Annotated in this window: 19 protein-coding genes and 1 riboswitch; of the genes, 5 read left to right on the top strand and 14 right to left on the bottom strand. The window is 49.0% G+C overall.

Annotated elements, in window-relative coordinates; genetic code table 11:
* Nucleotides 1–720 precede the first annotated feature (720 nt).
* A complete protein-coding gene (gene mfd, locus EJL91_RS17335; protein WP_125143210.1) occupies nucleotides 721–4,248 on the bottom strand; it encodes a transcription-repair coupling factor in 3,528 nt (1,175 codons plus the stop codon).
* A gap of 65 nt (nucleotides 4,249–4,313) precedes the next feature.
* A complete protein-coding gene (gene pth / locus EJL91_RS17330; protein ID WP_125143209.1) occupies nucleotides 4,314–4,928 on the bottom strand; it encodes an aminoacyl-tRNA hydrolase in 615 nt (204 codons plus the stop codon).
* A gap of 241 nt (nucleotides 4,929–5,169) precedes the next feature.
* Between pth and EJL91_RS24635 the strand changes: the two genes are divergently transcribed.
* Nucleotides 5,170–5,334: a hypothetical protein gene (locus EJL91_RS24635; protein ID WP_164516873.1), complete on the top strand. Its 165-nt coding sequence runs from the start codon at nucleotides 5,170–5,172 to the stop codon at nucleotides 5,332–5,334.
* A gap of 893 nt (nucleotides 5,335–6,227) precedes the next feature.
* Nucleotides 6,228–6,323: riboswitch (purine riboswitch) on the top strand.
* Between the two features lie 193 nt (nucleotides 6,324–6,516).
* Entirely contained in the window at nucleotides 6,517–7,920 is a 1,404-nt protein-coding gene (locus tag EJL91_RS17325) for an NAD(P)/FAD-dependent oxidoreductase (RefSeq protein WP_423243455.1), read from the top strand.
* A gap of 56 nt (nucleotides 7,921–7,976) precedes the next feature.
* On the opposite strand, the gene EJL91_RS17320 is transcribed toward EJL91_RS17325, so the two are convergent.
* Nucleotides 7,977–9,182 carry a cation:proton antiporter gene (locus EJL91_RS17320; RefSeq protein WP_125143207.1) on the bottom strand — a complete coding sequence of 402 codons (1,206 nt, stop codon included), beginning with the start codon at nucleotides 9,180–9,182 and terminating at the stop codon, nucleotides 7,977–7,979.
* Nucleotides 9,183–9,298: 116 nt separating this feature from the next.
* On the opposite strand from EJL91_RS17320, the gene EJL91_RS17315 reads away from it, so the two are divergent.
* The gene (locus EJL91_RS17315; RefSeq protein WP_125143206.1) at nucleotides 9,299–10,039 is read left to right on the top strand and encodes a Crp/Fnr family transcriptional regulator; all 741 of its coding nucleotides are present in this window, start codon (nucleotides 9,299–9,301) and stop codon (nucleotides 10,037–10,039) included.
* 18 nt (nucleotides 10,040–10,057) lie between these two features.
* Here the strand turns inward: EJL91_RS17315 and EJL91_RS17310 are convergent, their stop codons facing one another.
* The 5 genes from EJL91_RS17310 to EJL91_RS17290 form a co-directional block, all read right to left on the bottom strand.
* A complete protein-coding gene (locus EJL91_RS17310; protein WP_125143205.1) occupies nucleotides 10,058–11,347 on the bottom strand; it encodes a S41 family peptidase in 1,290 nt (429 codons plus the stop codon).
* 17 nt (nucleotides 11,348–11,364) lie between these two features.
* Nucleotides 11,365–12,570 carry a murein hydrolase activator EnvC family protein gene (locus EJL91_RS17305; RefSeq protein WP_125143204.1) on the bottom strand — a complete coding sequence of 402 codons (1,206 nt, stop codon included), beginning with the start codon at nucleotides 12,568–12,570 and terminating at the stop codon, nucleotides 11,365–11,367.
* A gap of 81 nt (nucleotides 12,571–12,651) precedes the next feature.
* Complete coding sequence (gene ftsX / locus EJL91_RS17300; protein WP_125143203.1) at nucleotides 12,652–13,560, bottom strand: permease-like cell division protein FtsX; 909 nt, start codon at nucleotides 13,558–13,560, stop codon at nucleotides 12,652–12,654.
* Nucleotides 13,550–14,236 (bottom strand): cell division ATP-binding protein FtsE, encoded by a 687-nt coding sequence (gene ftsE / locus EJL91_RS17295; protein WP_125143202.1) that lies wholly within the window; start codon nucleotides 14,234–14,236, stop codon nucleotides 13,550–13,552. The genes ftsX and ftsE overlap by 11 nt, the downstream gene beginning before the upstream one ends.
* A gap of 166 nt (nucleotides 14,237–14,402) precedes the next feature.
* Nucleotides 14,403–15,491 carry a PucR family transcriptional regulator gene (locus EJL91_RS17290; RefSeq protein ID WP_125143201.1) on the bottom strand — a complete coding sequence of 363 codons (1,089 nt, stop codon included), beginning with the start codon at nucleotides 15,489–15,491 and terminating at the stop codon, nucleotides 14,403–14,405.
* Between the two features lie 257 nt (nucleotides 15,492–15,748).
* Between EJL91_RS17290 and EJL91_RS17285 the strand changes: the two genes are divergently transcribed.
* The gene (locus EJL91_RS17285) at nucleotides 15,749–16,246 is read left to right on the top strand and encodes a GNAT family N-acetyltransferase (protein ID WP_125143200.1); all 498 of its coding nucleotides are present in this window, start codon (nucleotides 15,749–15,751) and stop codon (nucleotides 16,244–16,246) included.
* Nucleotides 16,247–16,369: 123 nt separating this feature from the next.
* Here the strand turns inward: EJL91_RS17285 and EJL91_RS17280 are convergent, their stop codons facing one another.
* The 3 genes from EJL91_RS17280 to EJL91_RS17270 form a co-directional block, all read right to left on the bottom strand.
* Nucleotides 16,370–17,584: an FprA family A-type flavoprotein gene (locus tag EJL91_RS17280; protein ID WP_125143199.1), complete on the bottom strand. Its 1,215-nt coding sequence runs from the start codon at nucleotides 17,582–17,584 to the stop codon at nucleotides 16,370–16,372.
* A gap of 104 nt (nucleotides 17,585–17,688) precedes the next feature.
* On the bottom strand, nucleotides 17,689–19,605 hold the full coding sequence (locus EJL91_RS17275) for an acyl-CoA dehydrogenase family protein (RefSeq protein WP_125143198.1): 1,917 nt from the start codon (nucleotides 19,603–19,605) through the stop codon (nucleotides 17,689–17,691).
* 345 nt (nucleotides 19,606–19,950) lie between these two features.
* Nucleotides 19,951–20,376, bottom strand: a complete 426-nt coding sequence (locus EJL91_RS17270; protein WP_125143197.1) for an RrF2 family transcriptional regulator — start codon at nucleotides 20,374–20,376, stop codon at nucleotides 19,951–19,953.
* A gap of 403 nt (nucleotides 20,377–20,779) precedes the next feature.
* On the opposite strand from EJL91_RS17270, the gene EJL91_RS17265 reads away from it, so the two are divergent.
* Nucleotides 20,780–22,096: an IS4 family transposase gene (locus EJL91_RS17265; RefSeq protein ID WP_125140151.1), complete on the top strand. Its 1,317-nt coding sequence runs from the start codon at nucleotides 20,780–20,782 to the stop codon at nucleotides 22,094–22,096.
* Between the two features lie 930 nt (nucleotides 22,097–23,026).
* Here EJL91_RS17265 and EJL91_RS17260 read toward each other — a convergent pair.
* From EJL91_RS17260 to EJL91_RS17250, 3 genes are all read right to left on the bottom strand, one after another.
* Nucleotides 23,027–24,139 (bottom strand): ABC transporter ATP-binding protein, encoded by a 1,113-nt coding sequence (locus EJL91_RS17260; protein WP_125143196.1) that lies wholly within the window; start codon nucleotides 24,137–24,139, stop codon nucleotides 23,027–23,029.
* Between the two features lie 805 nt (nucleotides 24,140–24,944).
* Nucleotides 24,945–25,319, bottom strand: a complete 375-nt coding sequence (locus tag EJL91_RS17255) for a RidA family protein (protein ID WP_125143248.1) — start codon at nucleotides 25,317–25,319, stop codon at nucleotides 24,945–24,947.
* Between the two features lie 10 nt (nucleotides 25,320–25,329).
* Complete coding sequence (locus tag EJL91_RS17250; RefSeq protein WP_125143247.1) at nucleotides 25,330–26,169, bottom strand: CvfB family protein; 840 nt, start codon at nucleotides 26,167–26,169, stop codon at nucleotides 25,330–25,332.

Here is a 26,169-nt window from a genome sequence, read left to right as displayed (position 1 = left end):
CGGGAAACGCTCGCGCTCGTTGGAGTACATAATGGTACTAACCTCGAAAAGACCTCGGTAAGTACCAATGAACTCCCAGGTTCCCTCCGGAATCTTTTTCTCCCTTCTTCCCCGCAGGAAGGTTATGGCCGGGACGAAAGACTCAGCCTAGGACGTCTGCCCGGCCCCCGGCCTGCGGAGGCTGATTTGTCCTCTTTCTTCAGTGGGGGAGACGCTTGCCGCTGCCACTACGTTTCTCAGAATGCCTGAAAACTGCCTCCTGTTCACTATGGAGACTATGTAAACTTATAACCTTATAATCTTATAGTGTTTATTCTGATACTCTTTTTATGCAGCCCAGGATGTCGTCAGTATGTAAACTAGTTCCGACTATATTGTGGCAGCGACAATACCACCTCCCCACTTGACGAAAGAGACAATCAGCCCCTGACGCCGGCGGACGGGGCAACACACTTCGCTGAGTCTTCAGTCCCACCGACAACCTGCCCGGGGAAGGAAGGAGAAAACTTTCCGAAGGGAGACCTTGGAATCCGCCGGTGCTTGCTGAGGTTTCTCACGAAGCTAGCATCCGTTGCGCATTCCACAAGCGGGAGCGAGTCCCCGTAGGAATTTTTTCTCCTGGATTCCCCCTCACCACAATCTACCAACCGGGACTGAAGACTCATAAACACCCTCCCACTCCCCCGTCCGCCGTCTTACAGAGGCGTCCTCGCATCTCAACTAAATCCCCATTTTCCCAAGCTCTCCGAGGATTTCCTCTGTTTTTTCCACCATAGCTGCACAGTCTTTATTCTTACCCTTTCGGTCCTGGTAGAAGAAAGACGGGATGTCACCTGTCCTGAGTGTCAGTGCGCCTTTATACTTATCGATCAGCGCCGGTATTCCGGAAGTGTCAATTCGGGCGTTTTTGTACATCTTGAGCGTTATCTCCTGACGGTTGATGTTAACCTCCGTCACTCCCGCCTGATGCGCCATTGCCTTTAACGCCGCAATCAGAAGAAGGTTTTCAACCGGCTTTGGTATATCGCCGAAACGATCTATCAGTTCATCCTGCATATCCATATACTCATCCTGGTTCTCAATTCCTGAAATCCGTTTATAGATATCAAGCTTCTGGTATTCGTTTTTGATATAAGAGCCGGGAATGTAGGCGTCGATATCGCAGTCCACCACAGTCTCGAAACTTTCCTCCTCTTTCTGCCCTTTAAGCGCCAGTACCGCCTCATTTAAAAGTTTGCAGTACAGATCGTATCCGACCGCTTCCATGTGGCCGTGCTGCTCGGCGCCCAGTATATTTCCTGCCCCGCGCAGTTCCAGATCGCGCATTGCAATCTTGATTCCGCTGCCCAGCTCGGTAAACTCACGGATGGCCTGAAGCCGCTTTTCCGCCTCCTCGCGCAGGAGTTTGTCTCGCCGGTACATCAAAAATGCATAAGACGTCCGGTTGGAACGCCCGACGCGGCCCCTGATCTGATATAGCTGGGAAAGCCCCAGCCTGTCGGCGTCATGGATGATAATCGTGTTGGCGTTGGGAATATCAAGTCCCGTCTCGATGATTGTCGTGGACACCAGCACATCAATATCACCGTTAACAAAGTCCAGCATGATCCGTTCCAGCTCGTGCTCATGCATCTGGCCGTGGGCAAAAGTCACATTAGCCTCCGGCACCAGGGAGGCCACATGATTTGTAATCTCATCGATGTTGTTAACCCTGTTGTATACATAATACACCTGGCCGCCTCTGGACAGTTCACGGTGAATAGCCTCGCGCACCATCTCGTCATTGTACTCCATCACATAGGTCTGGATGGGGAGACGGTCAACCGGAGGCTCTTCCAGCACGCTCATGTCACGGATTCCGATCAGGCTCATGTGGAGCGTTCTCGGAATCGGTGTCGCAGTCAGGGTCAGCACATCCACATTTTCCTTGAGCTGCTTGATCTTCTCTTTATGGGCCACGCCGAAACGCTGTTCTTCATCAATGATAAGCAGCCCAAGGCTCTTGAAGACCACGTCCTTTGACAGCACACGGTGCGTTCCAATCAGCACGTCGACAAAGCCCTTTTTCAGGTCTTCCAGCGTCTTTTTTTGTTCTGTAGCCGTCCTGAAGCGCGACATCATATCGACCCTGACCGGAAAGTCCTTCATGCGCTGCACAAAGGTGTTATAATGCTGCTGGGCAAGGATGGTCGTGGGAACCAGGTAAACGACCTGCTTTCCCTCCTGGATTGCCTTAAATGCTGCCCTGAGAGCTATCTCGGTCTTTCCGTATCCCACGTCGCCGCAGATCAAACGATCCATGATCTTTCTGCTCTCCATATCCTTTTTTGTGGCCTCTATCGCATCAAGCTGATCCTCCGTCTCCTCGAACGGGAACATCTCCTCGAATTCCCTCTGCCAGACCGTGTCGGGTCCATACTGGAAGCCCTCGCTCTGCTGCCTGGCTGCGTAAAGCTCCACCAGCTCCTTTGCAATCTCCTTTACGGCTCCCCTGACCTTGGTCTTGGTCTTATTCCACTCCGTACCGCCCAGTTTGTTGAGCTTCGGCTGTTTGGCGTCGGCCCCCGCATATTTCTGGATTCCTTCCAGCCTGGTGGCAGGGAGATAGAGGTTGCCGCCGTCGCGGTATTCAATTTTAATGTAGTCCTTTACAATCTTGTCCTGTTCAATCTTTTCAATGCCGCGGTAGATTCCGAGTCCGTGGCTTTCATGGACTACGTAGTCGCCCACGGCCAGTTCGGAGAAGCTCTGGATCTTTTTACCCTGGTAGTTGGTCTTTTTTCTCTTCTTTTTCTGGCGCACCCCGCCGAACATGTCGCCTTCCGTGATTACGACAAACTTGATCAACGGATATTCAAATCCCCTGTGCAGGTTTCCGTACGTTACCATAATCTCGCCCGGCTGCACCTGGGTCTGGCCCTCGTCGGGACAGAAGGCCCGCAAATCATACTCTCTCAGATCGCCGGCCAGACGGCTGGCTCTTGTCCTGGAGCCTGAAAGCAGAATCACCCTGTATTTCTCTTTCTTCCATTTCGTCAGGTCTTTGATCAGGAGATCGAAGCCGTTCTGATAGGAATTTACGCTTTTTACGGTCATACCGTATTTCTTTTTCACGGTAATGCCGGGAAGTTTCTGTTCAAGCCCCAGCATCAAAAGCGTTCTCCCGCCAATAGCCATCGCAAGGACCGCCTTAGCGGAGTACATAAAGTCCGCCTGTCCCGGAAGAAGATAGCCGTTCTCCAGCCTGTGGGTCATGCTCTCCCTGAATTCTTCCTCCACGACCTCCGCTTTTTCTTTCAGCCGGAGCGGTTCATCGATAAATACGGTCAGTCCGTCGGCCGGAAAATATTTCAGGAAGGACACTGTTTCCGAACAGAAATAACGGATAAAACTACCGAGGCCATGGACTCTCCATCCCTCTCTAAGGCCCTCTGAAAGCTCCCCGATCACCGATTCAATCCGGTGCGCCTCCTCGGTTTTCATCTGCTCCCGCAGAGTCTTAACGTATTTGGTCTTCTCCTTCTCTATCCTGGCGATTCCGGCCTCCGCCTCTTTTTTGGTGAGAACCAGTTCCGTGGCCGGATAAAGCACGGCCTTCTCAAGCTGTTCCACCGACCTCTGGCTCTCCGGATCAAAGGTACGGATAGAATCCACTTCATCCCCCCAGAGTTCGATTCTGAAGGGAAGTTCCTCCGTCAGAGGGAAAATATCGATGATGCCTCCCCTCACGGAGAACTGGCCCATTCCGTCTACCTGGGCCACTCTCTCATATCCCATTCCGGCAAGGGACAGCTTCAGGGCATCCACATCAAGGGCTTCCCCGCTGCCGATTGTAATACACTGTTTTTTCAGGTTTTCCAGGGGCAGTAAGTGATCCATCAGACCGTCCACGGTCGTGATGATGACACCTTTCTCCTCCTCCGCCAGGTGTTTCATCACCTGCATCCTCTGCCTGGTCAGCAGGTTTCCGTGAATATCGGAACTGTAAAACAGGAGATCTCTGGCCGGATATAAAAACACATCGGGAGAAAAACATCTGTAATCTTCGTAAAGCTCCTTGGCCCTCTGATCATCGTACGTGACAATCAGTTTCCACGGAATCTGCTTCGTCAGCTCCGATATCAGATGCGCCTTCTGTGAGTCCATACATCCGCTCACCAAAAGCGGCCCCTGTCCCCTCTCCAGATCCCGGTTCATGTCCCCAAATTCAATTAATTCTTCCAGTGGATTTGCAAAAATGCTTTCCATGTGATTCCCCGCTCTTTCTATCTATACAGAAACGGCCTTTTTGCCGTTTGTATGCATCATTATTTTCACGCCTTTATCTGCTCTTCGGGCCGCTGTGTCTCTTTCTTCGGGGTTCTGGCCGATCCGTTAAAACGGTTCATGGCCGTGTCAATCCCCTCGTTCATCATGGAAACGGCCGCCGCCGCCCCGTCACGGAACGCCTGCTCCATCTCCTCTTTTTCTTCCTTCGGGAAACGGCTCAGCACATAATCGGCCAAATCCATCCTGGGCGGCTTTTCCCCTACCCCGATGCGGATCCGCGGAAACTCCTGCGTTCCCAGATGGGCGATAATATTCTTGATACCATTATGCCCGCCTGCGCTGCCTTTTTTCCTGATTCTGATTTGTCCCGGTTCCAGGCTGATATCATCGTAGATTACAATAAATTCCGACGGCTCCGTCTTATAATAATCCATCACAGAACGGATACTCTCTCCGCTCAGATTCATATAAGTCTGCGGCTTTACCAGTATCACCTTATTTCCCTCAATCATTCCTTTTCCTATCAGGGCCTTATGCGCTTTTTCCCTGATCTCGATCTGATACCGGTCAGCCAGTGTATCCAGAGTCATAAATCCCACATTGTGCCTGCTGCCGTCATACTCTTTTCCCGGATTTCCGAGTCCTGCTATAATATACATATGATAAATTCTCCTTTATACGATCAAATTTATGTGATTCTGTTTTTGATATTGTCTTTCGTCCGGCTGATATATCCCTGGCATTTGCGGACAGACACGCCTTAAAGCGTTAGATTTCCTCCACTGGGAATCTAACGCTGTGTTTAGCCATTTTAACAGGTTTTTGGGGGGATGTAAAGGGAGGCGGTGGAAAAATGAGGACGACGCCGTCAGGCCAGGGGCCGGGGTGGTGAGGGGTTCGATGAGTCTTTCGTCCCGGAGAAAGGGTGTCGTGGGCGGGGAATCCGGGCAGAAAAAATTTCTGCGGGAAACGCTTGCGCTCGTTGGAGTACATAATGGGGATTTAGTTGAGATGCGGGGACGCCTCTGTAAGACGGCGGACGGGGGAGTGGGAGGGGGTGTATGAGTCTTCAGTCCCGGTTGGTAGATTGTGGTGAGGGGGAATCCAGGAGAAAAAATTCCTACGGGGACTCGCTCCCGCTTGTGGAATGCGCAACGGATGCTAGCTTCGTGAGAAACCTCAGCAAGCACCGGCGGATTCCAAGGTCTCCCTTCGGAAAGTTTTCTCCTTCCTTCCCCGGGCAGGTGGTCGACGGGACTGAAGACTCAGCGAAGTGTGTTGCCCCGTCCGCCGGCTTCAGGGGCTGATTGTCTCTTTCGTCAAGTGTGAGAGAGGTATTGTCGCGGCCACGATATAGTCGTGATTCTTTTACATTCTGATGACACCTTGGGCTGCATAAAAAGAGTGTCAAAATAAACACTCTAAGATTATAAGTTTGCATCGTCTCATAGCGAACAGGATGTAGTTTTCAGTGATCCTGAGAAACGTAGTGGCAGCGGCAAGCGTCTCCCCCATTGAAGAAAGAGGACAAATCAGCCTCCGCAGGCCGGGGGCCGGGCCGCTATCTTGGCTGAGTCTTTCGTCCCGGCCATAACCTTCCTGCGGGGAAGAAGGGAGAAAAAGATTCCGGAGGGAACCTGGGAGTTCATTGGTACTTACCGAGGTCTTTTCGAGGTTAGTACCATTATGTACTCCAACGAGCGCAAGCGTTTCCCGCAGGAACTTTTTCTGCCCGGATTCCCCGCCCACGATACCCTGACGCCCGGGACGAAAGACTCATCGATCCCCCCTCACCACCCCGGCCCCTGGCCTGACGGCGGCGTCCTCATTTCTCGATTAAATCCCCATTTTCTCGTGTATCATAGGTTTCGATATTGTGACGGCATTTTTAATACAAAAAAAGAGGAAATAGCAGGAATTATCCCTCTAAAACCACTTGCCCTCTCCCCCTGATTATGGTAGAATTCAAGTGTTGTGCTTATATAAGTTCATGATTGGTTGAACGTTTCTACCAGCTACCGGAATAGTTGACTATAGGCGACAGCTTTACTGTCGTATCTAACTTCCGCGGTTGGTTTTTTTATGTTATGGAAATTATGCTGAAAAACAGCCTGCCGCGGGCTGGGAATCCCGTTATACAGGATTCCGTGTTGCGATTCACAGCCCTGCAAAAGACAACGGTTCTGTGGACAGTAACACTTCTGTTCTTAGTTTAAACAACGAAAAGGGGGCAACATTATGGACACAATGAATCAGGCAGACGTAATTATCATCGGTGCCGGACCGTCGGGCATCTTCTGCGCATACGAATTAATCAAGGCAAAACCTGATATGAAGATACTGATGATTGAAAAGGGAAGACCCATCGAAAAGAGAGTCTGTCCAAAACGTAAAACAAAGGTATGCGTGGGCTGCAAGCCCTGCTCCATCACTACCGGCTTTGCAGGCGCCGGAGCATTCTCCGACGGCAAGCTTTCCCTGTCACCCGACGTGGGCGGCAACCTTCCGGAGATTCTGGGATATGACAAAGCTCTGGAGCTTATACGGGAATCCGATGATATTTACCTGAAATTCGGCGCCGATGAGAATGTATACGGCGTTGACAAACAGAAAGAGATTCAGGAAATAAGACGTAAGGCCATCACAGCCAACTTAAAACTGATCGAATGCCCAATCCGTCATCTGGGTACGGAGGAAGGCTACAAAATATATACCCGTCTTCAGGAACACCTGATGAAACAAGGCGTACATATGCTTTTCAACACTATGGTCAATGATATTATCATTGAGGACGGCGTTGCCAAAGCCGTTGTCACGGACGGCAATGAGACTTATTACGCTGATGAGATTATCTCTGCCATCGGCCGTGAGGGTTCGGACTGGTTCAGCCACATCTGCGGCCGCCACGGCATTGATACGGAGGTCGGAACCGTCGATATCGGCGTCAGAGTGGAAGTCCGCGACGAGGTTATGGAGTTCCTGAACAAGAACCTCTACGAGGCAAAGCTCGTTTACTATACGCCTACCTTTGACGACAAAGTGCGTACCTTCTGTACCAACCCGTCGGGCGAGGTGGCGACCGAGTATTATGAGAACGGTCTTGCGGTTGTAAACGGCCATGCTTATAAATCCAGGGAATATAAGACGAATAACACGAATTTTGCGCTGCTGGTATCCAAGAATTTCACCAAACCGTTCAAGACTCCCATCGAGTACGGCAAACATATCGCCCAGCTCAGCAACATGCTCTGCGACGGCAAAATCCTGGTACAGACCTTCGGTGATTTCCAGAGAGGAAGGCGAACGACGGAGGAGCGCCTCTGCCGCAATAACCTGATACCGACATTAAAAGATGCGGTCCCGGGAGATCTTTCCTTAGTACTTCCGCACCGCATTATGGTTGATATAAAAGAAATGATTCTGGCTCTCGACAAGGTCACGCCCGGCATTGCCAGCGATGAAACACTGCTCTACGGTGTAGAAGTCAAATTCTATTCCAACAAGGTGGTTGTCAACACCGATTTTGAGACCAGTATACGCGGTCTTCGCGCCATCGGCGACGGAGCTTCCGTCACCCGCGGCCTCCAGCAGGCATCTGCCAACGGAATCAGCGTTGCCAGAAGTATCCTCAAAAAAATGGAAGCCAAATAATTGATACACTGACGCGGGCCGGAAAACATTTTCCGGCCCGTACAAATTGATACCGCTTAAGCGGCCCTCCGCAGACGGAGAATTCCCCTGGCTGCACTCTTACTTGTGAAAAGCACTTTCAATAGAATAGGCGTGATAATCGAAGAAATGATAATCAGGAAAATCACCGATGTAAAGTAAACCGAACTGAGCAGTCCCACCGCCAGGCCCTTCTGGGCCACGATAAGCGCCACTTCCCCCCTCGTCATCATGCCGACTCCTATCTTCAGAGAATCGTCTCCGGAAAATCCGCATATCCTTGCCATCGTCCCGCAGCCCACAATTTTTGTAATCAGTGCAACGGCAACAAAAGCAGCCGAGAAAATCATAATCTCAGGCGTTATGTTCCCCACGTTTGTTTTAAGGCCGATGCTGGCAAAAAATACCGGGCCGAACAGCATATAGGAGTTAATATCCATCTTGCTTGCAATATAGTCCGAATCATTCAGGGAACAAAGCACGATTCCCGCCGCATAGGCCCCTGTGATGTCGGCAATGCCGAAATACGTCTCCGCCACATAAGACAGGAAAAGGCAGAATGCCAATCCCAGAATCGGGATGCGTCTTGTATGCGGATATCTCGAATCCAGCCATTTGAATACCTTATAGAACACGAAACCGCTGACTCCCGCAAACAGGAAGAACAGCACCGTATTGACAATAACGGCCGCCGGGCTGCTCTGTGGATCCCGGAATCCAATGACAAATGTAAGTACAATAATTCCAATCACATCATCGATAATAGCCGCTCCCATGATGGCCGTTCCTGTTTTCCCTTTCAGCTTCCCAAGCTCCCTGAGGGATTCCACCGTGATACTTACCGATGTGGCCGTCATGATCACTCCGATAAATACCGCCCTGTAAAATTCCTCCGACCCCAATGGGGAAACTCCGTAAAAAATCATATAGAGCAGCGTCCCTCCAAGCAAAGGCACCGCAACACCCGCACACGCGATCAAAAAAGCCACCGGCCCGGTTTTAACCAAGTCCCGCAGGTTTGTCTCAAGTCCTGCCGAAAACATAAGCAGCACTACGCCTATCTCCGCCATCATTCCGAGAAATTCGCTCTGTTTCACGATTCCCAGCACACCCGGCCCGATAAGAAGCCCTGCCACAATAACACCTGCTACCTGCGGCGCATGCAGCTTCCTCGCCGCAATCCCACAGAATTTTGCCGCAACCAGTATTACGGCTAAATCTCTGAATACTTCTACTGAACTCATCTTGTCCCCTCCTGCTGTTCTATTGCCCAACGATTATAAATTTTATCACTTTTCTTGCAGTTTACTGTTGCCGCAGCAACATATAAGAGATAAAATAAAGGGAAAAGGAGGGAATTATGATGGATACATCGGCAGACGAACTTTACCTGTTACAGAAGCATCCGCTTTTCAAAGGGATAGACGTGGGCGGTTTAGACCAGCTTTCCAACTGTTTTTCATTCCGTTTTGCTAATTTTTATAAAGATGAATATCTGGTGCTGGAAGGTGATCCCGTCACCTGCGTGGGGCTGATCCTATCCGGCACTGTGCTGATGGAAAAAAGTGATTTGCAGGGAAACAACTTTTTTCTCACTGAGATACGGAAAAACGAGCTGTTCGGAGATGCCTTCATCGGGAGCCGCGTGCAGAGCAGCACCGTCAATTACAGAGCCATGACGGACTGCCACGTCCTGCTGTTCCAATACCGGGATCCAAGAACCTTCTGCCGCAGGAACTGCCGCTGCCATCTGGTCTTCTCCGAAAACCTGATGTATCTTCTGGCGCTCAAAACCAGGACATTCCTCGCAAAGGTAGAGATCCTCTCCACCCGCTCCCTCCGCGGCCGGATTCTGCGTTTTCTCCATATCGTGGAGGAATATCCCGATATCATCGGCCTGCGCGGCGACAGAAAACAGGAAAAAAAGCTCAAAAAAAACCAGGTATTCGTGCCGCTCACTCATACCGAGCTGGCAGAATACCTGGGTGTCAACCGGAGCGCCCTGGTCCGGGAGCTTGGGCGGATGAAACAGGAGAACCTGCTCACCTGGGACAAACACGTTTACACGCTAATCTCTCCCGAAACTCCTGAAACCGTCTAAAAATGCTTCCGGTTCTGTTTATTTTTCTTCTAATATGCTGATTGCTTCCTGAAGCTGGTTATCCATCTCTTCAGGGAGAACCGGCATCTTTGCCGCTTCCTCATCCAGTTCCACTTCCACATCGGGAGCTATACCCTTGCCGTGGATATCGAGTCCGCTGGGCGTATAGTAGTGGTTAGTCGTCAGTTTTACCGCACTGCCGTCGGAGAGAGGGAACAAAGTCTGTACAATCCCCTTACCGAAGGTCTGGGTTCCAACGATGGTGGCCGCTTCGTAATCCTTAAGCGCGCCGGTAAATACCTCGGAGGCGCTGGCGGAATTGCCGTTTACAAGCACTGCAATCGGAATATCCAGGCTGTGTCCGTCCTCCGCATTATAGACTTCCTCCGCACCGTTTTTATCGGCTACAGTCAGGATGCGTCCCTTGTCCTCCAGGATATAGTCAGCCATGGAAACTACGGTATTTAATTCACCGCCGGGATTATTCCTCAAATCCACGATCATCTTCTTCATTCCCTGGGAGGTCAGTTCTTCGATCTTGCCCTTAAACTGGGCATCTGTCACCTTGTCAAACTCGATCACGGAGATATAACCGATTTCATCGGATAACATCTTGCCGCTGACCGTCTGAACGTCCACCGGCTTTCTCGTTACGGTGAGATCGACGTATTCATTTTCCTCTTCCCGGTAAACGGTGATGCTTACATCCGTGCCTTCCTCACCCTTGATGTAGTTGTTGACCATAATAGTGAGATCCATGCCCGTCACTTCCGTATCACCCACAGCAAATATCACATCGCCCGGGCGGATTCCCGCCTTCTCGGCTGGACTGTCTTCAAACACGCGGATGATCGTCGAGATTCCCGTCTTCTGGTTCTGGGAGACCATGGCTCCGATACCGCAGTAGGAACCGTTCGTCTCATCCATAAAGCTCGCAAGCTCTTCGGGTGTGTAGTAAACCGCATAGGGATCGTTCAGTCCGTAGAGAAAACCGCTGTAGATACCGGATTCCTCTTTCCCTACCTCGATCTTGTCTTCAAACAGGTATTTCTTGTCAATGAGCGACTGAAGCTCGCCAATCTTACGGTTGACGCGTTCCATATCAATCTTTTCGCTGCCTGCCTGGCCGGCCGCATTAGCCTCGGCGCCGGAATTGCCCTGCTCCGCCTGGACCTGCACCTGATTGTCGATTACACGCCGGCCGAACATATAAATACCGGCCGATGTTCCCACCGTCACAAGGCAGGCAAATGCCGTCACAAGGACGCCGACCATGACGCCTCTCCAGAATTTACTTCTATTATCCATCTCTAATGCCTCCTAATTTATGGGCTTACATACTTTGTCGGATTTACATAGCTTCCATTCAGCCGGACGCCGAAATGCAGGTGCGATCCGGTAGAATAGCCGGTGGAGCCAACCTTGGCAATAACCTGGCCCTGCTTTACCGTGTCACCGGCCGATACCAACAGCTGGGAACAATGCATGTAAACGGTAGATACCCCGCCGCCATGATTCAGCATAATATAGTTCCCGGCAGAATAGCTGTATGTAGAAATTGTCACGGTTCCGTCGGCCGCCGCGATAATATTGTTTCCCGTCGGTGCGCCGATGTCGATTCCCTGATGGTTGGAAGAGGCTCCCGCTGTCGGTGATTCCCTTCCTCCAAAGCCCGATGTAATCCTGCTGCTGGAAGGACATGGCCATATAAACTTAATATTCCCAATACTTACTGTATTATACTTCTGTCCCGCCGCCTCGGCTTTTTTCCTGGCTTCCTCTTCCTGTCTCTTAATCTCCGCCTCTATCTGCTTAATCTTGTCTTCCTGGGCCTTTATGTCTTTTTCATAAGCTTCCACCTGGGCTGTCTTGGTGCCAATCTGTGAATCCACCTTCTTAAGTTCGGCCGATTTCTCATTTACAAGCGTTTCCACGGAATTTTTCTTGCTTGTCGTCTGCTCCTGAAGCGCGACCAGTTCCTGCTTTTCTCTTTCAAGCTGCGCCTTATCCTCCGCGATGCCGTCCTTAATTCCGATGTACTGATCGAGCATCTTCCGGTCATACTCTGAAATTTTTGAGATGTACTCGGCCCTGTTTAAAAGTTCCGACATGGACTTGGACTGCAGAAGAAGATCCAGGTAACTGCTGTCACCTTTCTCATACATGTACTTGATCCTTTTTTTCATGGCCTCGTACTGCTTCTTCTCCACTTCTCCGGCCTCTTCAAGCTTTACCGTGGTCTCTTCAATGGTCTTTCCTTTATCGCTGATGTTTGTTTCCAGCCTGCTTATCTCCGCATTCAGAGTTTCAAGCTGGGAGTCCAGCTTTCTCACATAGCTTTCCGTATTTGCCTTGAGAGATTCCAGTTCCTTTATGGCCTGTTCCGTCTTCTTTTTCTCCTCCTCGATGGAGGTTATCTTTCCCTTGGCGCTGTCCACGTCTTTCTTGGATGCTCCATAGACGGGAACTACAGCCAGGGATGCCAGAAGAACGGCAATAACCGTTCTCTTTACTGCTGCATTATACCTCATCTTTTGCTCCTTATGCATACAGTCCGGTCTCCGTGCAAACAGCGGGGCAGCCGGACTGTTACTCCTTATCCATCTTTCTTCTTATACCTTCAGGTGTTTCCGTATGGTGAAGAAGCTTCCGACAAATCCGATTCCCACGCCGAGCGCCACCGCCACCGCGATCATATACGGGAAAATCGTTTCAATCGGGATAAACTCAATGATGTTTGAAATGATGTTAAACTTCTCAATCATATATTCCACCGCATTCCTGTACAGGAAATATACGCTGAACAGCGGAATCGCCGCACCGGCAAAGCCGATGATGATACCTTCCACGACAAAGGGGGCGCGTATCATAAAGTTGGTGGCTCCGATCAGACGCATGATTTTATTCTCGTCTTTTCTGAAGGCCGCAGCCGTGGAGATCGTGTTGCTGATCAGGAAAACCGCCACCGCCAGAAGAATCGCGATGATCACGCCCGAGATAAGGCCCAGCATCTTGTTGAAATTGGAAAGTCCCGAAGCCGTATCGTTGGAATAATTAACCTTCCTGATCCCCGGAATAGTATCCAGGTACGAAACCATCTTATCCTGATCCGCGATATCTTTCAGGTAAATCTCGTAAGAAGCCGAACCGGCCAGGGGGTTGTCGTCCGCAAAACCTTCCGCCAGTTCCTCCACATCCTTAAAGTATTCCTTCTGAAATGTCTCCCAAGCCTCCTGTGCGGAGATGTATTTTGTCTCCTTTACCTCGCTCCTTGCGCCGATCTCTTTTCCAATCGCAAGAATGTCGGCCTCCGTCATATTCTCATCGAAAAACACCGAGATTCCCACCGTGGTTTCCGCATTTTTCACCATGTACTGCACATTGGCCACCAGGGCAAAAAACATGCAGAATAAAAAAATACACGCAGAAATAATCGCCGTAGAAGCCAGCGAAAACCATATATTCCTGCATATATTCCTCATACCTTCTTTCAGGCAATATGCAAATGTACTAAGCCTCATATCCTATACCGCCTTTTATTTCATCTTCCGCCACGACTCCGCGGTCCAGCGTGATTACACGTTTTCCCATTCTGTTCACAATCTCCTGGCTGTGGGTGACAACGACCACCGTCGTCCCCCTGCAGTTGATCTCTTCCAGAAGCCTCATAATTTCCATGGAGTTCTGGGCATCCAGATTACCGGTCGGTTCGTCGGCCAGCAGGACCTCGGGAGAATTAATTAAAGCCCTGGCTATCGCCACCCTCTGCTGTTCACCGCCCGAAAGCTGGTTGGGAAATGATTTGTATTTTGATGAAAGGCCTACCAGTCTCAGCATCTCGGGAACCGACTCTTTGATGGTCCTCGTCGGCACTCCGATCACCCGCTGGGCAAACGCCACGTTCTCATACACGGTCTTATCTTTCAGCAGGCGGAAATCCTGGAAGACCACTCCCAGACGCCTTCTGTATTTGGGAACATATCTTCTGGGCATCTTTCCCAGATCCATGTCATTCACCACAATTTTCCCCGATGTCGGCTCCACCTCTTTTAAGAGCAGCTTCATCAGGGTGGACTTGCCGGAACCGCTCCGTCCCATAATGAAAACAAATTCGCCGTCCTGGATCATGATATTGATGTTTTTTAAGGCCCTGTTCCCCGCTTTGTATGTTTTGTTGAGATTTGTTATCTCTATCATCTTTCTCGTATCCCTCAATTACAGAATTGCTGCGGCACAGGCACGTAACCCATACCACAGCATTCCCCTTTTCCCTCTTTTAAATTTTTGTAATTGTTCAGGACGGCTCATCTTCTTGACCGAAAAAGCCGGTCAAGAAGCCGTCCTGAACTGTTACAAATTTTCTTTAATAATCAAGATTCTCCATGTATTTCATGTACTTGACTACCATGAGCGCAATCTTGAAGGTAATGGCATCTTCGAATACTCTCAGATCCAGTCCCGTGCTCTTCTGAAGTTTATCGAGACGGTATACCAGTGTGTTCCTGTGGATATAGAGCTGTCTGGACGTCTCCGATACGTTTAAGCTGTTTTCAAAGAATTTGTTGATCGTAGTCAGGGTCTCCTCGTCAAAGTCATCAGGCGACTTGCCGTCGAAAATCTCCTTGATGAACATGCGGCACAGAGGAAGCGGGAGCTGATAGATCAACCTGCCGATTCCTAACTTGCTGTAAGCCACGACATTCTTTGTGCTGTAGAAAATCTTTCCTACGTCCAGGGCCATCTTGGCCTCCTTGTAGGAGCGTGAAACATCTTTGATCTCGTTGATGATCGTACCAAAGGCCACATTGACTCTTGTGAGGGCCTCCGTATTCAGCATATCCACGATCATGCTGGCTGTCTTCTCCAGATCGTCGTAAGTCTCGCCCGGTTTTACTTCCTTGACCAGGATAATGTCCTTCTCATCCACCGCCGTGATAAAATCCTTCGTTTTTGTGGAGAAGAGGCTTCTCACCGTCTCAAGCGCGTTGACATCCTTCTCGTGCTGTGTCTCGATGATGAAAACGATTCTCTTGACATTAGTCTCGATGTGGAGTTTCTTCGCCCTGTTGTAGATATCCACTAACAGCAGGTTATCAAGAAGCAGGTTCTTGATAAAGTTATCCTTGTCAAATCTCTCCTTGTAAGCAACCAGCAGGTTCTGGATTTGGAACGCCGCCATCTTGCCCACCATGTAAACGTCGTCACTGCCGCCTCTGGCCAGCAGAATATATTCCAGTTGGTGTTCGTCAAACACCTTAAAAAATTGATAGCCCTGAATTACCTGACTGTCCGCCGGAGAGTCTACGAAAGTCAAAATCGCGCTTTCATACTCCTCAGCACCGGTAAATGTGGACGCAAGCACTTTGCCTTCAGTATCGCAAATGCTTAAATCCACTCTGGTAATACCCTTCAAACCCTCAATATTTGTCTGGAGTATCTGATTTGATATCATATCCTTCTCTCCTTTAATTTTATATTTTCCCTAATTACTATATTAATGCAAAACGAGGAAAAATAAAAGAGGGTGTCTGAAAAAAAATAAAATTTTCTTTTTTTCTACTATCTTTCCCCTCGAAGGCAGGACAGCTCCGTCCAAAATTGAATAGCAATCGTTCCACCCGTATGTTACAATACCCCTGACAGCCAAAGGGCTCAACCGCAGAATTTCACCTGCATTTCGCAAAAAAAGAACCGGAACGGAGAATCATCATGGAAATACAATCATTATCAAAAACATATAAAGTAAGCAGACTGGACGAAACATCCATCCCCTCCATCCTCAGACTCTGTGATGGAAATCCCATTTACTACCGCTATGCCCCTCCGGCCGCCAGCAAAGAATCCATAGAGGAAGAAATGTCCGCTCTGCCGAAAGGTAAAGAGTCTAAAGACAAATATTATCTGGGCTTTTGGGATAACGGCAAACTCGCCGCAGTCATGGATCTAATCGTAAAATATCCGGATGCAAAGACGGCCTGGATCGGTTTCTTTATGATGGATGCAGCCATGCAGGGCAAAGGAAACGGCTCCAGACTCATTGAAGAAATATGCTGCTGTCTGAAACGTGATTTTTCCTTCATTGAGCTGGGCTACGTAAAAGGGAACCTCCAAAGCGAACATTTCTGGCTCAAAAATAAATTTCATCCAACCGGTAAGGTTTCCCAGACAGAGAACTATGAGATAATTGTCTTGCAAAGACCTCTTTAATAACCTGCGTGTCTTTTGTCCCGTCCGCCGTATTTCCGGCATGACGTACAAAATCAGCCCCCGGAGACCATGTGTACGACCGTTTTCCCGCTCGTCATCCGCTCTCCAGGGACTGAAATTTCATTATTCTGCTTTATTCATTGATTCAATAATACCGTCTGCCAGTGCATCCAGCTCCGTCGCCTTGTCAGCATGGAGAGCGGAGGCCAGAGAAAGTCTTTCATTTAAAACCGTCATGTTTTTAAGTTCGTCATCTACAAACTTCTGCATCAAATCACCGGATTTGCAGGCCCATGAGCCGTTCTCGATGATGGCAATCGTTCTGTTCTGGAGGTTCAGCGCCTTCATATCCATCAGGAAATTGTGCATAACCGGATAGATTCCCAGATTGTAGGTAACGGATGCCAATACCACATGGCTCAGACGGAATGTTTCCGAGATGAGCTGTGAAACGTGCGTGTTGGACACGTCGTACACATGTACATTGGTCATTCCCTTTTCACAGAGCTTTGTAGCCAGCGCCTGTGCTGCCGCTTCCGTATTGCCGTACATGGATGCGTAGGCGATCAGAACGCCTTTTTCTTCCGGCTCATAGCGGCTCCAGTGATCGTATTTGTCGATAAAGTATCCTAAATCAGAACGCCATACCGGACCGTGAAGCGGGCAAATCATCTTAATGTCGATGGTTCCGGCTTTCTTTAAAAGCGCCTGCACGTGAGGGCCGTATTTTCCAACAATATTGGTGAAATAGCGGCGTGCATCGTCAATCCAGTCTCTGTCGAAATTCACTTCGTCGTTGAAAAGCTTTCCATCCAGGGCGCCGAAGGAACCGAATGCGTCGGCTGCAAACAGGACGCCGTTGGTAATATCAAAGGTTACCATAGCCTCAGGCCAGTGTACCATCGGGGCAAAGACAAAGGTTACCGTGTGCTTACCAAAGGTCATTGTGTCGCCTTCATGGACTTCAATCAGCTCATGGCTGTCAACATCAAAGCCGAACTGACGCATCAGCATGAACGCCTTCTCCGTGCTGACAATCTTCACGTCCGGATTGCGCAGCAGAATCTCTTCGATGGATGCGCCGTGGTCGGGCTCCATATGGTTGATTACAAGGTAGTCAAGAGGTTTTCCACTCAGCAGGTGATCCATGTTTTCCAGAAGCTGGCGGCATGCCGACCAGTCAACCGTATCAAATAAAACGTTTTTTTCATCGAGCAGCAGGTACGCATTATAGGAAACTCCCCTTGGGATGGGATGTATATTTTCAAACAGGGCCAGACGGTGGTCATTGGCTCCAACCCAATATAAATCTTCCGTTACATTTCTTACACAATACATAAAGTGACTCTCCTTTCGTTACTGTTCACAGGTGATGTGCCCGGTAAGACGGGGCACTGCTTTGCGAGGTGTTTTCGTGCATCTCTTACCAAAATTCCCGAGTTTTACGCCTCGATAAACATATCTTTTCCTTCTGCACATTCCGGGCAGACCCAGTCTTCCGGAAGTTTCTCAAACAGTGTTCCCGGAGCAATATCATTGTCAGGATCGCCTTCCGACGGATTATATTCATAACCGCAGCCTCCGCAGACATATGTCTTGCCGATCGGTTTTTCTTTCGGCATCTGAGGACGTTTCATCTTGATCATTGGCGGAGCCGGTTCTTTAGCCTTTCCGTTGTCAAGCGCCGCCGTCAGAAGCGGAAGAATCTCCATCACATCCCCGACAATTCCATAGTCGCAGTTTTTAAAGATTGGCGCGTTTGCATTTTTATTGATTGCCACAATAATGGATGCATCCTTAATTCCCTTTAAGTGCTGTGTTGCGCCTGAGATACCACAGGCAATGTAAAGATTTCCTGTAAATTTCTGGCCCGACATTCCGACATACCGGTTGAGCGGCACATATTTAAGCGTCTCCGCCACCGGACGTGAGGAACCAATTGCGGCTCCCGCCTGGACAGCCAGCGCTTCAATCAGCTTCATGTTCTTCTTATCGCCGATTCCCTTTCCTGCGGACACTACTCTCTCTGCCTGAGGAATCGGTGTGTCTAACGGGATTCCCACCGTAAAATCAAAACCGTCTTTTTTCAGGGCTGCCACAAGGGTGTCTACTTTCTCCTGTGCCTTTCCCTCTTTCAGGATTTGTTTCTTCCTGAGTCCGGTAATCGGAGCTGCCTTTTTTACCAGCTTGGCTCCTCCGCCGCCGGATTCCTTCGGCATCTTGCCGATGATATGGGAAGCAATAACTACTCTCTGGATTTCGTTGGTTCCCTCATAGATTGTGGTAATCTTCGCATCACGGTAAGCGCGTTCCACTTCCATTCCCTTCAGATAACCGCTGCCGCCGAAGATCTGGAGTGCATCGTTTGTAACTTCCAGGGCGATGTCGGAAGCATACTGTTTAGCCATTGCAGATTCCATTCCGTACGGGGCATGGTGCTCCTTCAGCTCTGCGGAGCTGTAAATCAGGAACCGTGCGCAGCGCAGCTTTGTCGCCATATCAGCCAGTTTAAAGGATACAATCTGCTGTTGGCAGATAGGTTTGCCGAACTGGATTCTCTCTTTTGAGTATTCCAGTGCATTCTCATAAGCTCCCTGGGCAATACCGAGCGCCTGGGCTGCAATTCCGATACGTCCGCCGTCCAATGTCGCCATCGCGATCTTGAATCCCTCTCCCTCTTTGCCGAGAAGGTTTTCCTTCGGAACTTTTACATCGTTAAAAATCAGTTCTGCCGTTGAGGAGGAACGGATACCCATCTTGTCATAGTGATCCCCGAACTCAAACCCTTCCCAGCCCTTTTCTACGATAAAAGCGGAAATGCCTCTCGTTCCGATATCGGGTGTCGTCACTGCGAACACCACATATGTATCTGCCTTCGGCGCATTGGTGATAAAAATCTTGCCGCCGTTTAACAGGTAATAGTCACCTTTTAAAACTGCCGTTGTCTCTGTTCCGCCTGCATCTGAACCGGCGTTCGGCTCCGTCAGGCCAAAAGCTCCAATCTTTTCTCCCTTAGCCAGGGGAACCAGATATTTCTGTTTCTGCTCTTCCGTGCCGAATGCAAAAATCGGCCAGGATCCCAGTGATACGTGTGCGGAAAGTATAACGCCTGCGCCGCCGTCCACTCTTGCAAGCTCCTCTACTGCAATCGCATAGCTTAAGACATCTTTGCCGGCTCCGCCGTACTCTTTTGGATATGGAATACCCATCAGGCCCATTTTCCCCAGTTTCTCCACGGCTTCTGCCGGAAATTCATTGTTCTGATCGAGAAGAAACGCCTGCGGCTTGATCTCAGCCTCCGCGAATTCCCGGATTTTCCTGCGAATCTCCTCATGTTCCTGTGTCGTTGTAAACAGCATATGATTTCCTCCTTCTCCTTTTTGGTTTTAATCATGCATCATCTATCTGTTACCGCCTTATCTTGGGCAGGTAATATCTTGTTCAGAGTTACTGTTCACTCCGTGTACAGTAACTCTTCAGGCAGCTTTGCGCCGCTTTTTTCAAGTGGGTCCGTCTGTTGAAAATCCCGCAGCAGCCCGGCCACGGGGCCGAACTGTATCAAGATCTCTAATATTGTATGATGGAAACTGTTTTTTATACTTGACATTTTTTATCCACTTTTTATTTTAAAGAATTCCGCCATCTGATTTTCCGTCAGCGGCGGTACTGTTTTGTCATGTATGAATCTCTCAATTGTTCTTTTGTCACACTTCTCCGCTTTCCTCATCCCCCTGTAAAATCCAGTAAAGACTTCTCGAGCGGAATTCCTGATCTATGGCATGCTGTACCTTGGCAAGCTGCATATGAATCCTGCACGGCGCACCATACTTACCGCGCCACTCACACTCATATCCCGGTGCCATACAGGAAGTCAGACGGGCATTCGTCTCCACCGCGTCAATCAGGTCATAGAGTGTCATCGTATTAAGGTCACAATCCAGCCGGCAGCCTCCGCTCGCTCCTCTTGTAATCTGCACAAATCCCGCTTTCTCAAGCTTCTTGAGAATCTTGTATGCAAACTTCTGAGGCAGGCTCTCTCTCTCGGCAAGCTCTCCCACGGTGTGGCTTTCGCCGCTTAAAAGGGTGCGGAGTATACGCAGTGCATAGTCGGTCTCTCTTGTTATCAGCAAGTTCTGCGCCTCCCTTTCTTATCTGTCTCTACTATACCAATGTTGACAATTTTTGTCAAGTAATATTTAAGGATTTATGTTGAGAAATGAGAACGCCGCCGGGACGGCCAGGGGGCGGGATGGTGAGAGGGAGGATGTGAGTCTCCAGTCCCGGTTTGTAAGTTGTCGCGGGTGGGGAATACGGGCAGAAAAAGATCCTGCGGGAAACGCTTTCGCTCGTTGGCAATGTCATTAAGTTAAGAAATTTATAATTACCATCATAAAGCGATGTATGAAATTCCTCCTTTCATAGGTCGCTTTTTTTCTTGATTTTTTTTCTTGAAATCGCAAAAAACACTTGACATCTTTATAAAAATGTGCGGCGAAGCCCTTAATTATAAATTATCTTTAGGAGGTTTCGTTTATGAACCAGGCACTGATTGCAAAAAATACGCTTTTCCAAATCATCCGCTCTATGGCCGCTTCCCCGGCTCCTTATGTTTTGAATCCGGATAAGGATTTTACCAGGAACCGCATCCTTGACTTCTTCACCACCATGAGATTTACTCTTTCCATGCAGGCTTCTCCCTTAAAAAAAGAGCTTCTGGACTTCTTTGACTATCAGGCGGATACCGTCTCTCCCTCCGCTTTAATCCAGCAAAGAAAAAAGATACGCCTGAAGGCTTTTTATCACCTTCTTTATCAGTTTAACCAGGCCTTCCTCTCTTCTTCCTACCGTGGACACCAACTCCTGGCCTGCGATGGTTCTGTTTTGAATGTCCCCCTTGACCATGTCCCGGGAAATGAAGCCTACTCTTATTCAAAGCGCGAGACCCAGAAGGATTACTATCAGCTTCATATCAATGCCCTTTATGATTTATGCAATTACTGTTATACCGATTTGATCATCCATCCAAGAAAAGGGCACCATGAGGTCCAAGGCCTCTGCGAGATGTTGGAACGCCGGGATTTTACTCCCGGTTCGATTCTGATCGCTGACCGCGGCTATGAGGCCTACCGTCTCTTTGCCCAGATTGAACAAAAAGAGCTTTTCTATCTCTTCCGGGTCAAGGACGGCAATACCGGGGGGATTGTAAAGGGCTTTCCACTCCCGAAAGAAAAGGATGCCCAATTCGACGAAACCTTTACCCGGATTTTTACCTGGCGCAAAAACGAGTATATCCGAACCCATCCGGAGCTTTACAAAATCGTTACCCATGGCAACTCCCCCTATTTTCTCAACAAGGAGCGGCCGCAGTTTAAAATGACCTTGCGGATTGTACGGTTTGAAGTATCACCGGGCATTTATGAGTGTGTCATCACCAATCTCCCAAAAAAAGAGTTTCCTCCGGAAGAGTTAAAAGAACTCTATCGGATGCGTTGGGGAATCGAAACTTCCTTCCGGGAATTGAAATATGCCATTGGCCTTTCCAATCTCCATTCAAAAAAGGTGGAGCTCATCCAACAGGAAATCCTGGCACGGGTCATCCTGTATAATTACTGCGAGATCGTCATTGCCGCTGTGATCGTCGAGAAAAAAGGTACGAAATATCAATACCAGGTTAACCACACAATGGCCATCCATATCTGCCGTAATTTCCTGAAAGGTCACTTCCAGGGAGCTCCACCTGATGTAGAAACACTGATCGCGAAAGAACTGCTGCCAATCCGCCCGAATCGGAGCTTTCCCCGGAAGGTAAGCTATCATCCCGCAGTAAAATTCAACTACAGAGTTGTCTAATATCCCCTTCATTATAAGACAGAAACCAGGCAGATGGCAACCTGCCTTTTTGTGGTGCCATAAAAAGGCAGCGCTTGACCTTCCGAAAGAAAATCCATTACATAGGCGGAATCAAAATCTCTTAACTTAATGACATTGCGCTCGTTGGAGTACATAACGGTCACTAACCTCGAAAAGACCTCGGTAAGTGCCGATGAACTCCCAGGTTCCCTCCGGAATCTTTTTCTCCCTTCTTCCCCGCAGGAAGGTTATGGCCGGGACGAAAGACTCAGCCCAGACGGCTGCCCGGCCCCCGGCCTGCGGCGGCTGATCTGTCCTCTTTCTTCAAGAGGGGAGGCGCCTGCCGCTGCCACTACGTTTCTCAGGATGCCTAAGGATGCCTGAAAACTACATCCTGTTCATTATGAGACTATGTAAACTTAGAATCTTAGAGTGTTTATTATAATACTCTTTTTATGCAGCCCAGGATGTAGTCAGAATGTACAACAGTTACGACTATATTGTGGCCGCGACAATACCACCATCGCACTTGACGAAAGAGACAATCAGCTTCTGAAGCCGGCGGACGGGGCAACAACCTTCGCTGAGTCTTCAGTCCCGCCGACAACCTGCCGGGGAAGGAAGGAGAAAACTTTCCGAAGGGGACCTTGGAATCCGCCGGTGCTTAGCGAGGTTCTTTCGAGCTTAGCATCCGCTGCGCATTCCACCAGCGAAAGCGAGTCCCCGTAGGAATTTTTTCTCCTGGATTCCCCTCACGACATCCTACCAACCGGGACTGAAGACTCATATACACCCTCCCACTCCCCCGTCCGCCATCTTACAGAGGCGTCCTCGCATCTCAACTAAATCCCCACGCAAAAAGAGCCGGACCGCATAACGGAGATACTTCCCCGCTTCGCGTTCCGGCTCTTACCAAGCCTTATCTGATATTTAGTTTAAAATCACCTGTTCTGTTTCTTTATCAAAGATATGTACTTTCGCCATATCCAGTGCAAACTCAACCGTATCGCCAGGACGTGCGGTTGTTCTTGGGTTTACTCTAGCCGTACAGCTGTTCTCATCCACATCGAAGTACAGGAATACTTCTGCGCCCAGCATCTCGTATACACGGATCGATGCTTTGATCGTGGAACCTGCCGCCGCTTTGACCGCTTCCTCCTCGTCATGCAGATCTTCCGGACGGATACCCATGGTCACTTCCTTGCCGATATATCCTGCATCTTCCAGCGCTTTGCCCTTGTCGGCCGGAAGTACGATAGTATTGCCTGCAAACGAAAGGGTCACGTCGGAGCCGGACTTGCCGACTGTGGAATCTAAAAGGTTCATCTGCGGAGCTCCGATAAAGCCTGCTACGAACTTATTTGCCGGTTTGTCGTAAAGGTTCTGAGGTGTATCCACCTGTTGAACGACACCGTCCTTCATAACGACGATTCTGGTTCCCAGTGTCATGGCCTCTGTCTGGTCATGGGTAACGTAGATAATGGTCGTTCCCAGTCTCTGATGAAGTTTGGAGATCTCAATACGCATCTGTCCCCTCAGTTTGGCATCCAGGTTGGACAGCGGCTCGTCCATCAAAAAGACCTTTGGATTACGCACAATAGCACGTCCCATAGCTACACGCTGTCTCTGTCCGCCGGAAAGTGCTTTCGGCTTACGGTCCAACAGGTGGGAAAGATCCAGGATTTTTGCTGCTTCCTGCACCAGACGATCGATCTCATCTTTCGGCATCTTTCTCAGCTTTAATCCAAACGCCATGTTATCATATACGGTCATGTGGGGATATAACGCATAGTTCTGGAAAACCATGGCAATATCTCTGTCCTTCGGCTCCACATCATTCATCAGTTTTCCATCAATATAAAGTTCACCCGAAGTAATGTCTTCCAGACCGGCAATCATACGGAGTGTCGTAGACTTACCACAGCCGGAAGGTCCTACAAAGATGATAAATTCTTTATCTGCTATTTCAAGGTTAAAATCTTTAACGGCTACAAAGCCATTGGGATATTTTTTTGTTACGTTCTTAAGTGATAAACTGGCCATTCTTCCTGTTCCTCCTGTTTCAACTGCATCATCACGATATCTTTTCTCATTCGGTATGCATCTATCCTACCATGCCTTCGTTTTCCAGACCATGTTTTAAATGTCACAAAATCATTTCTCCATTTTGAGCATTTTGTATATACAGCAAAAAAAGTGTTCAAAATGTCAAATTAAATTCGCCTCATTCCGATGATTCCGTTTAAATTTGGTAGAATTGTTTAAATTAAAAACAAATTTGTGAAAACTCAACAAACTTTTACTCCCTCTTCTGTGCAATCCTCTTGCCTGCTTTTTTTCTTTGTCTATTTTAGACAAATTTAAGCGGCACGGGAAGTAGAAAAGACGTGAAGGATTGCCGCTTGACATCGTGATTTTCTTAAATAACAGGCATTTCGATCTTCTCCTGCCAATAATTGGAGATGTAATACCCCGGTCCTCCCGGCATGAGAACAGGGATATTATGTTAACAAATTGTGCCATATCCGGCATTTCAAAACCGAAAGCGTCATCTTTTTACCTGTTTTCACTATAATGGTATACAACCAGACATTGTTCCCGCCCCCGATGGCTTATGGTTCTATCGGAGAGTTCGAAAACTTTCCGAAAAGAACGATAACCTGCACGTTCCGCGAACCAGTTACCGCCTTCAGAACAATGAATCCCGCTCGCGGGATTCTTGCGCGGCATGTGCATCCTAGCGGAGCGTTTTTTGATTCAGAGGACGCAATTTCCTATGAATTAAAAAAAAGACCCGGCCTTCCGGCCGGATCTTCCTTTCACTCATCTGTGATTATTCAAACTGTGACTATTTTAAAGCAATTGCTTCCATCTCCATCAGAACATCTTTCGGCAGTCTGGCAACTTCCACGCAGGAACGTGCCGGGCAGTCACCCTCAAAGTATCTGGCATAAATCTCATTAATCTTTGTGAATTCGCCCATATCTTTGATAAATACCGTTGTCTTGATTACGTTGGCCATTGAGGAACCTGCTGCCTCTAAAAGGTTCTTTACATTCTCCATTACCTGTTCAGCCTGTGCTTCGATTCCCTCAGGAATTACGCCTGTAGCCGGGTTTACCGGAATCTGGCCGGATGTGTAGACAATGCCGTTTACCTCAATCGCCTGTGAATAAGGTCCGATTGCTGCCGGTGCGTTTTCTGTGCTGATTACTTTCTTCATGTTCATTTCCTCACTTTCCTTTTCTTTTGATGCTTTTTTCTGTTATCTCTATTTTACCTTCTTTTAAGAGATGTCCTACGGCTCGCTTAAATGCATTCTTGCTCAGGCCCAGTTCCCGTTTGATCACTTCGGGATCCGCTTTGTCACTGAAGGGAAGGACTCCGTCAAACTCATCAATCACCTTCATCACCAGATCCACGTCGGTGTCCATCTGCAGATATGCTTTATCCCTCAGGCTCAAATCCAGCTTTCCGTCTTCCCTGACTTTCGTCACGCGGGCTTTCAGCGCCTCGCCGGGATGACAGCTGGAAAACAGTTCCTTCTTCGGGATCAATCCATAATATTTATCATCGACAGCCACAAAGGCTCCCAGATTCTCATTGATTTCATAGACGCGGCATTCTACCCAGTCGTCCTTTTTATACGGTGCATTGCTGTTCATATAGGAGTATACCTTTGTCGTCGCCGCCAGACGGCCGCTCTTGTCCACATAAAGGGCTACAAGGCATTCTTCACCGACCCTCACCTTATGGTTCTGTTCCTTAAAAGGAAGCAGCAGCTCCTTTTCCAGCCCCATGTCCAGGAAGGCACCTATTTTGGAAACATCGGTCACCTTAAGGAGCGCGGTTTCTCCCACCTGCAGCTTCGGCATGGTCGCCGTCGCGATCAGGCGGTCCTCCGAATCCTTATAAATAAATACGCGGAGCCTGTCTCCCGTCTTTGTCCCTGCGGGCACCTGTTTCTTCGGCAGAAGCACGGAAGCCTCCGCGTCCTCCTTCTCACCCAGGTAAACGCCGAATTCCTTTTCCCGGAGTACTTCCAGTTCCTGTACTTTTCCCAGTTCTATCAT

Origin of the sequence: Clostridium transplantifaecale, from assembly GCF_900626075.1 — a bacterium.
Taxonomy (GTDB): domain Bacteria; phylum Bacillota; class Clostridia; order Lachnospirales; family Lachnospiraceae; genus Otoolea; species Otoolea transplantifaecalis.
The sequence above is the reverse complement of the archived record's forward strand: the minus strand, read 5'-3'. Positions and strand labels throughout refer to the sequence as shown.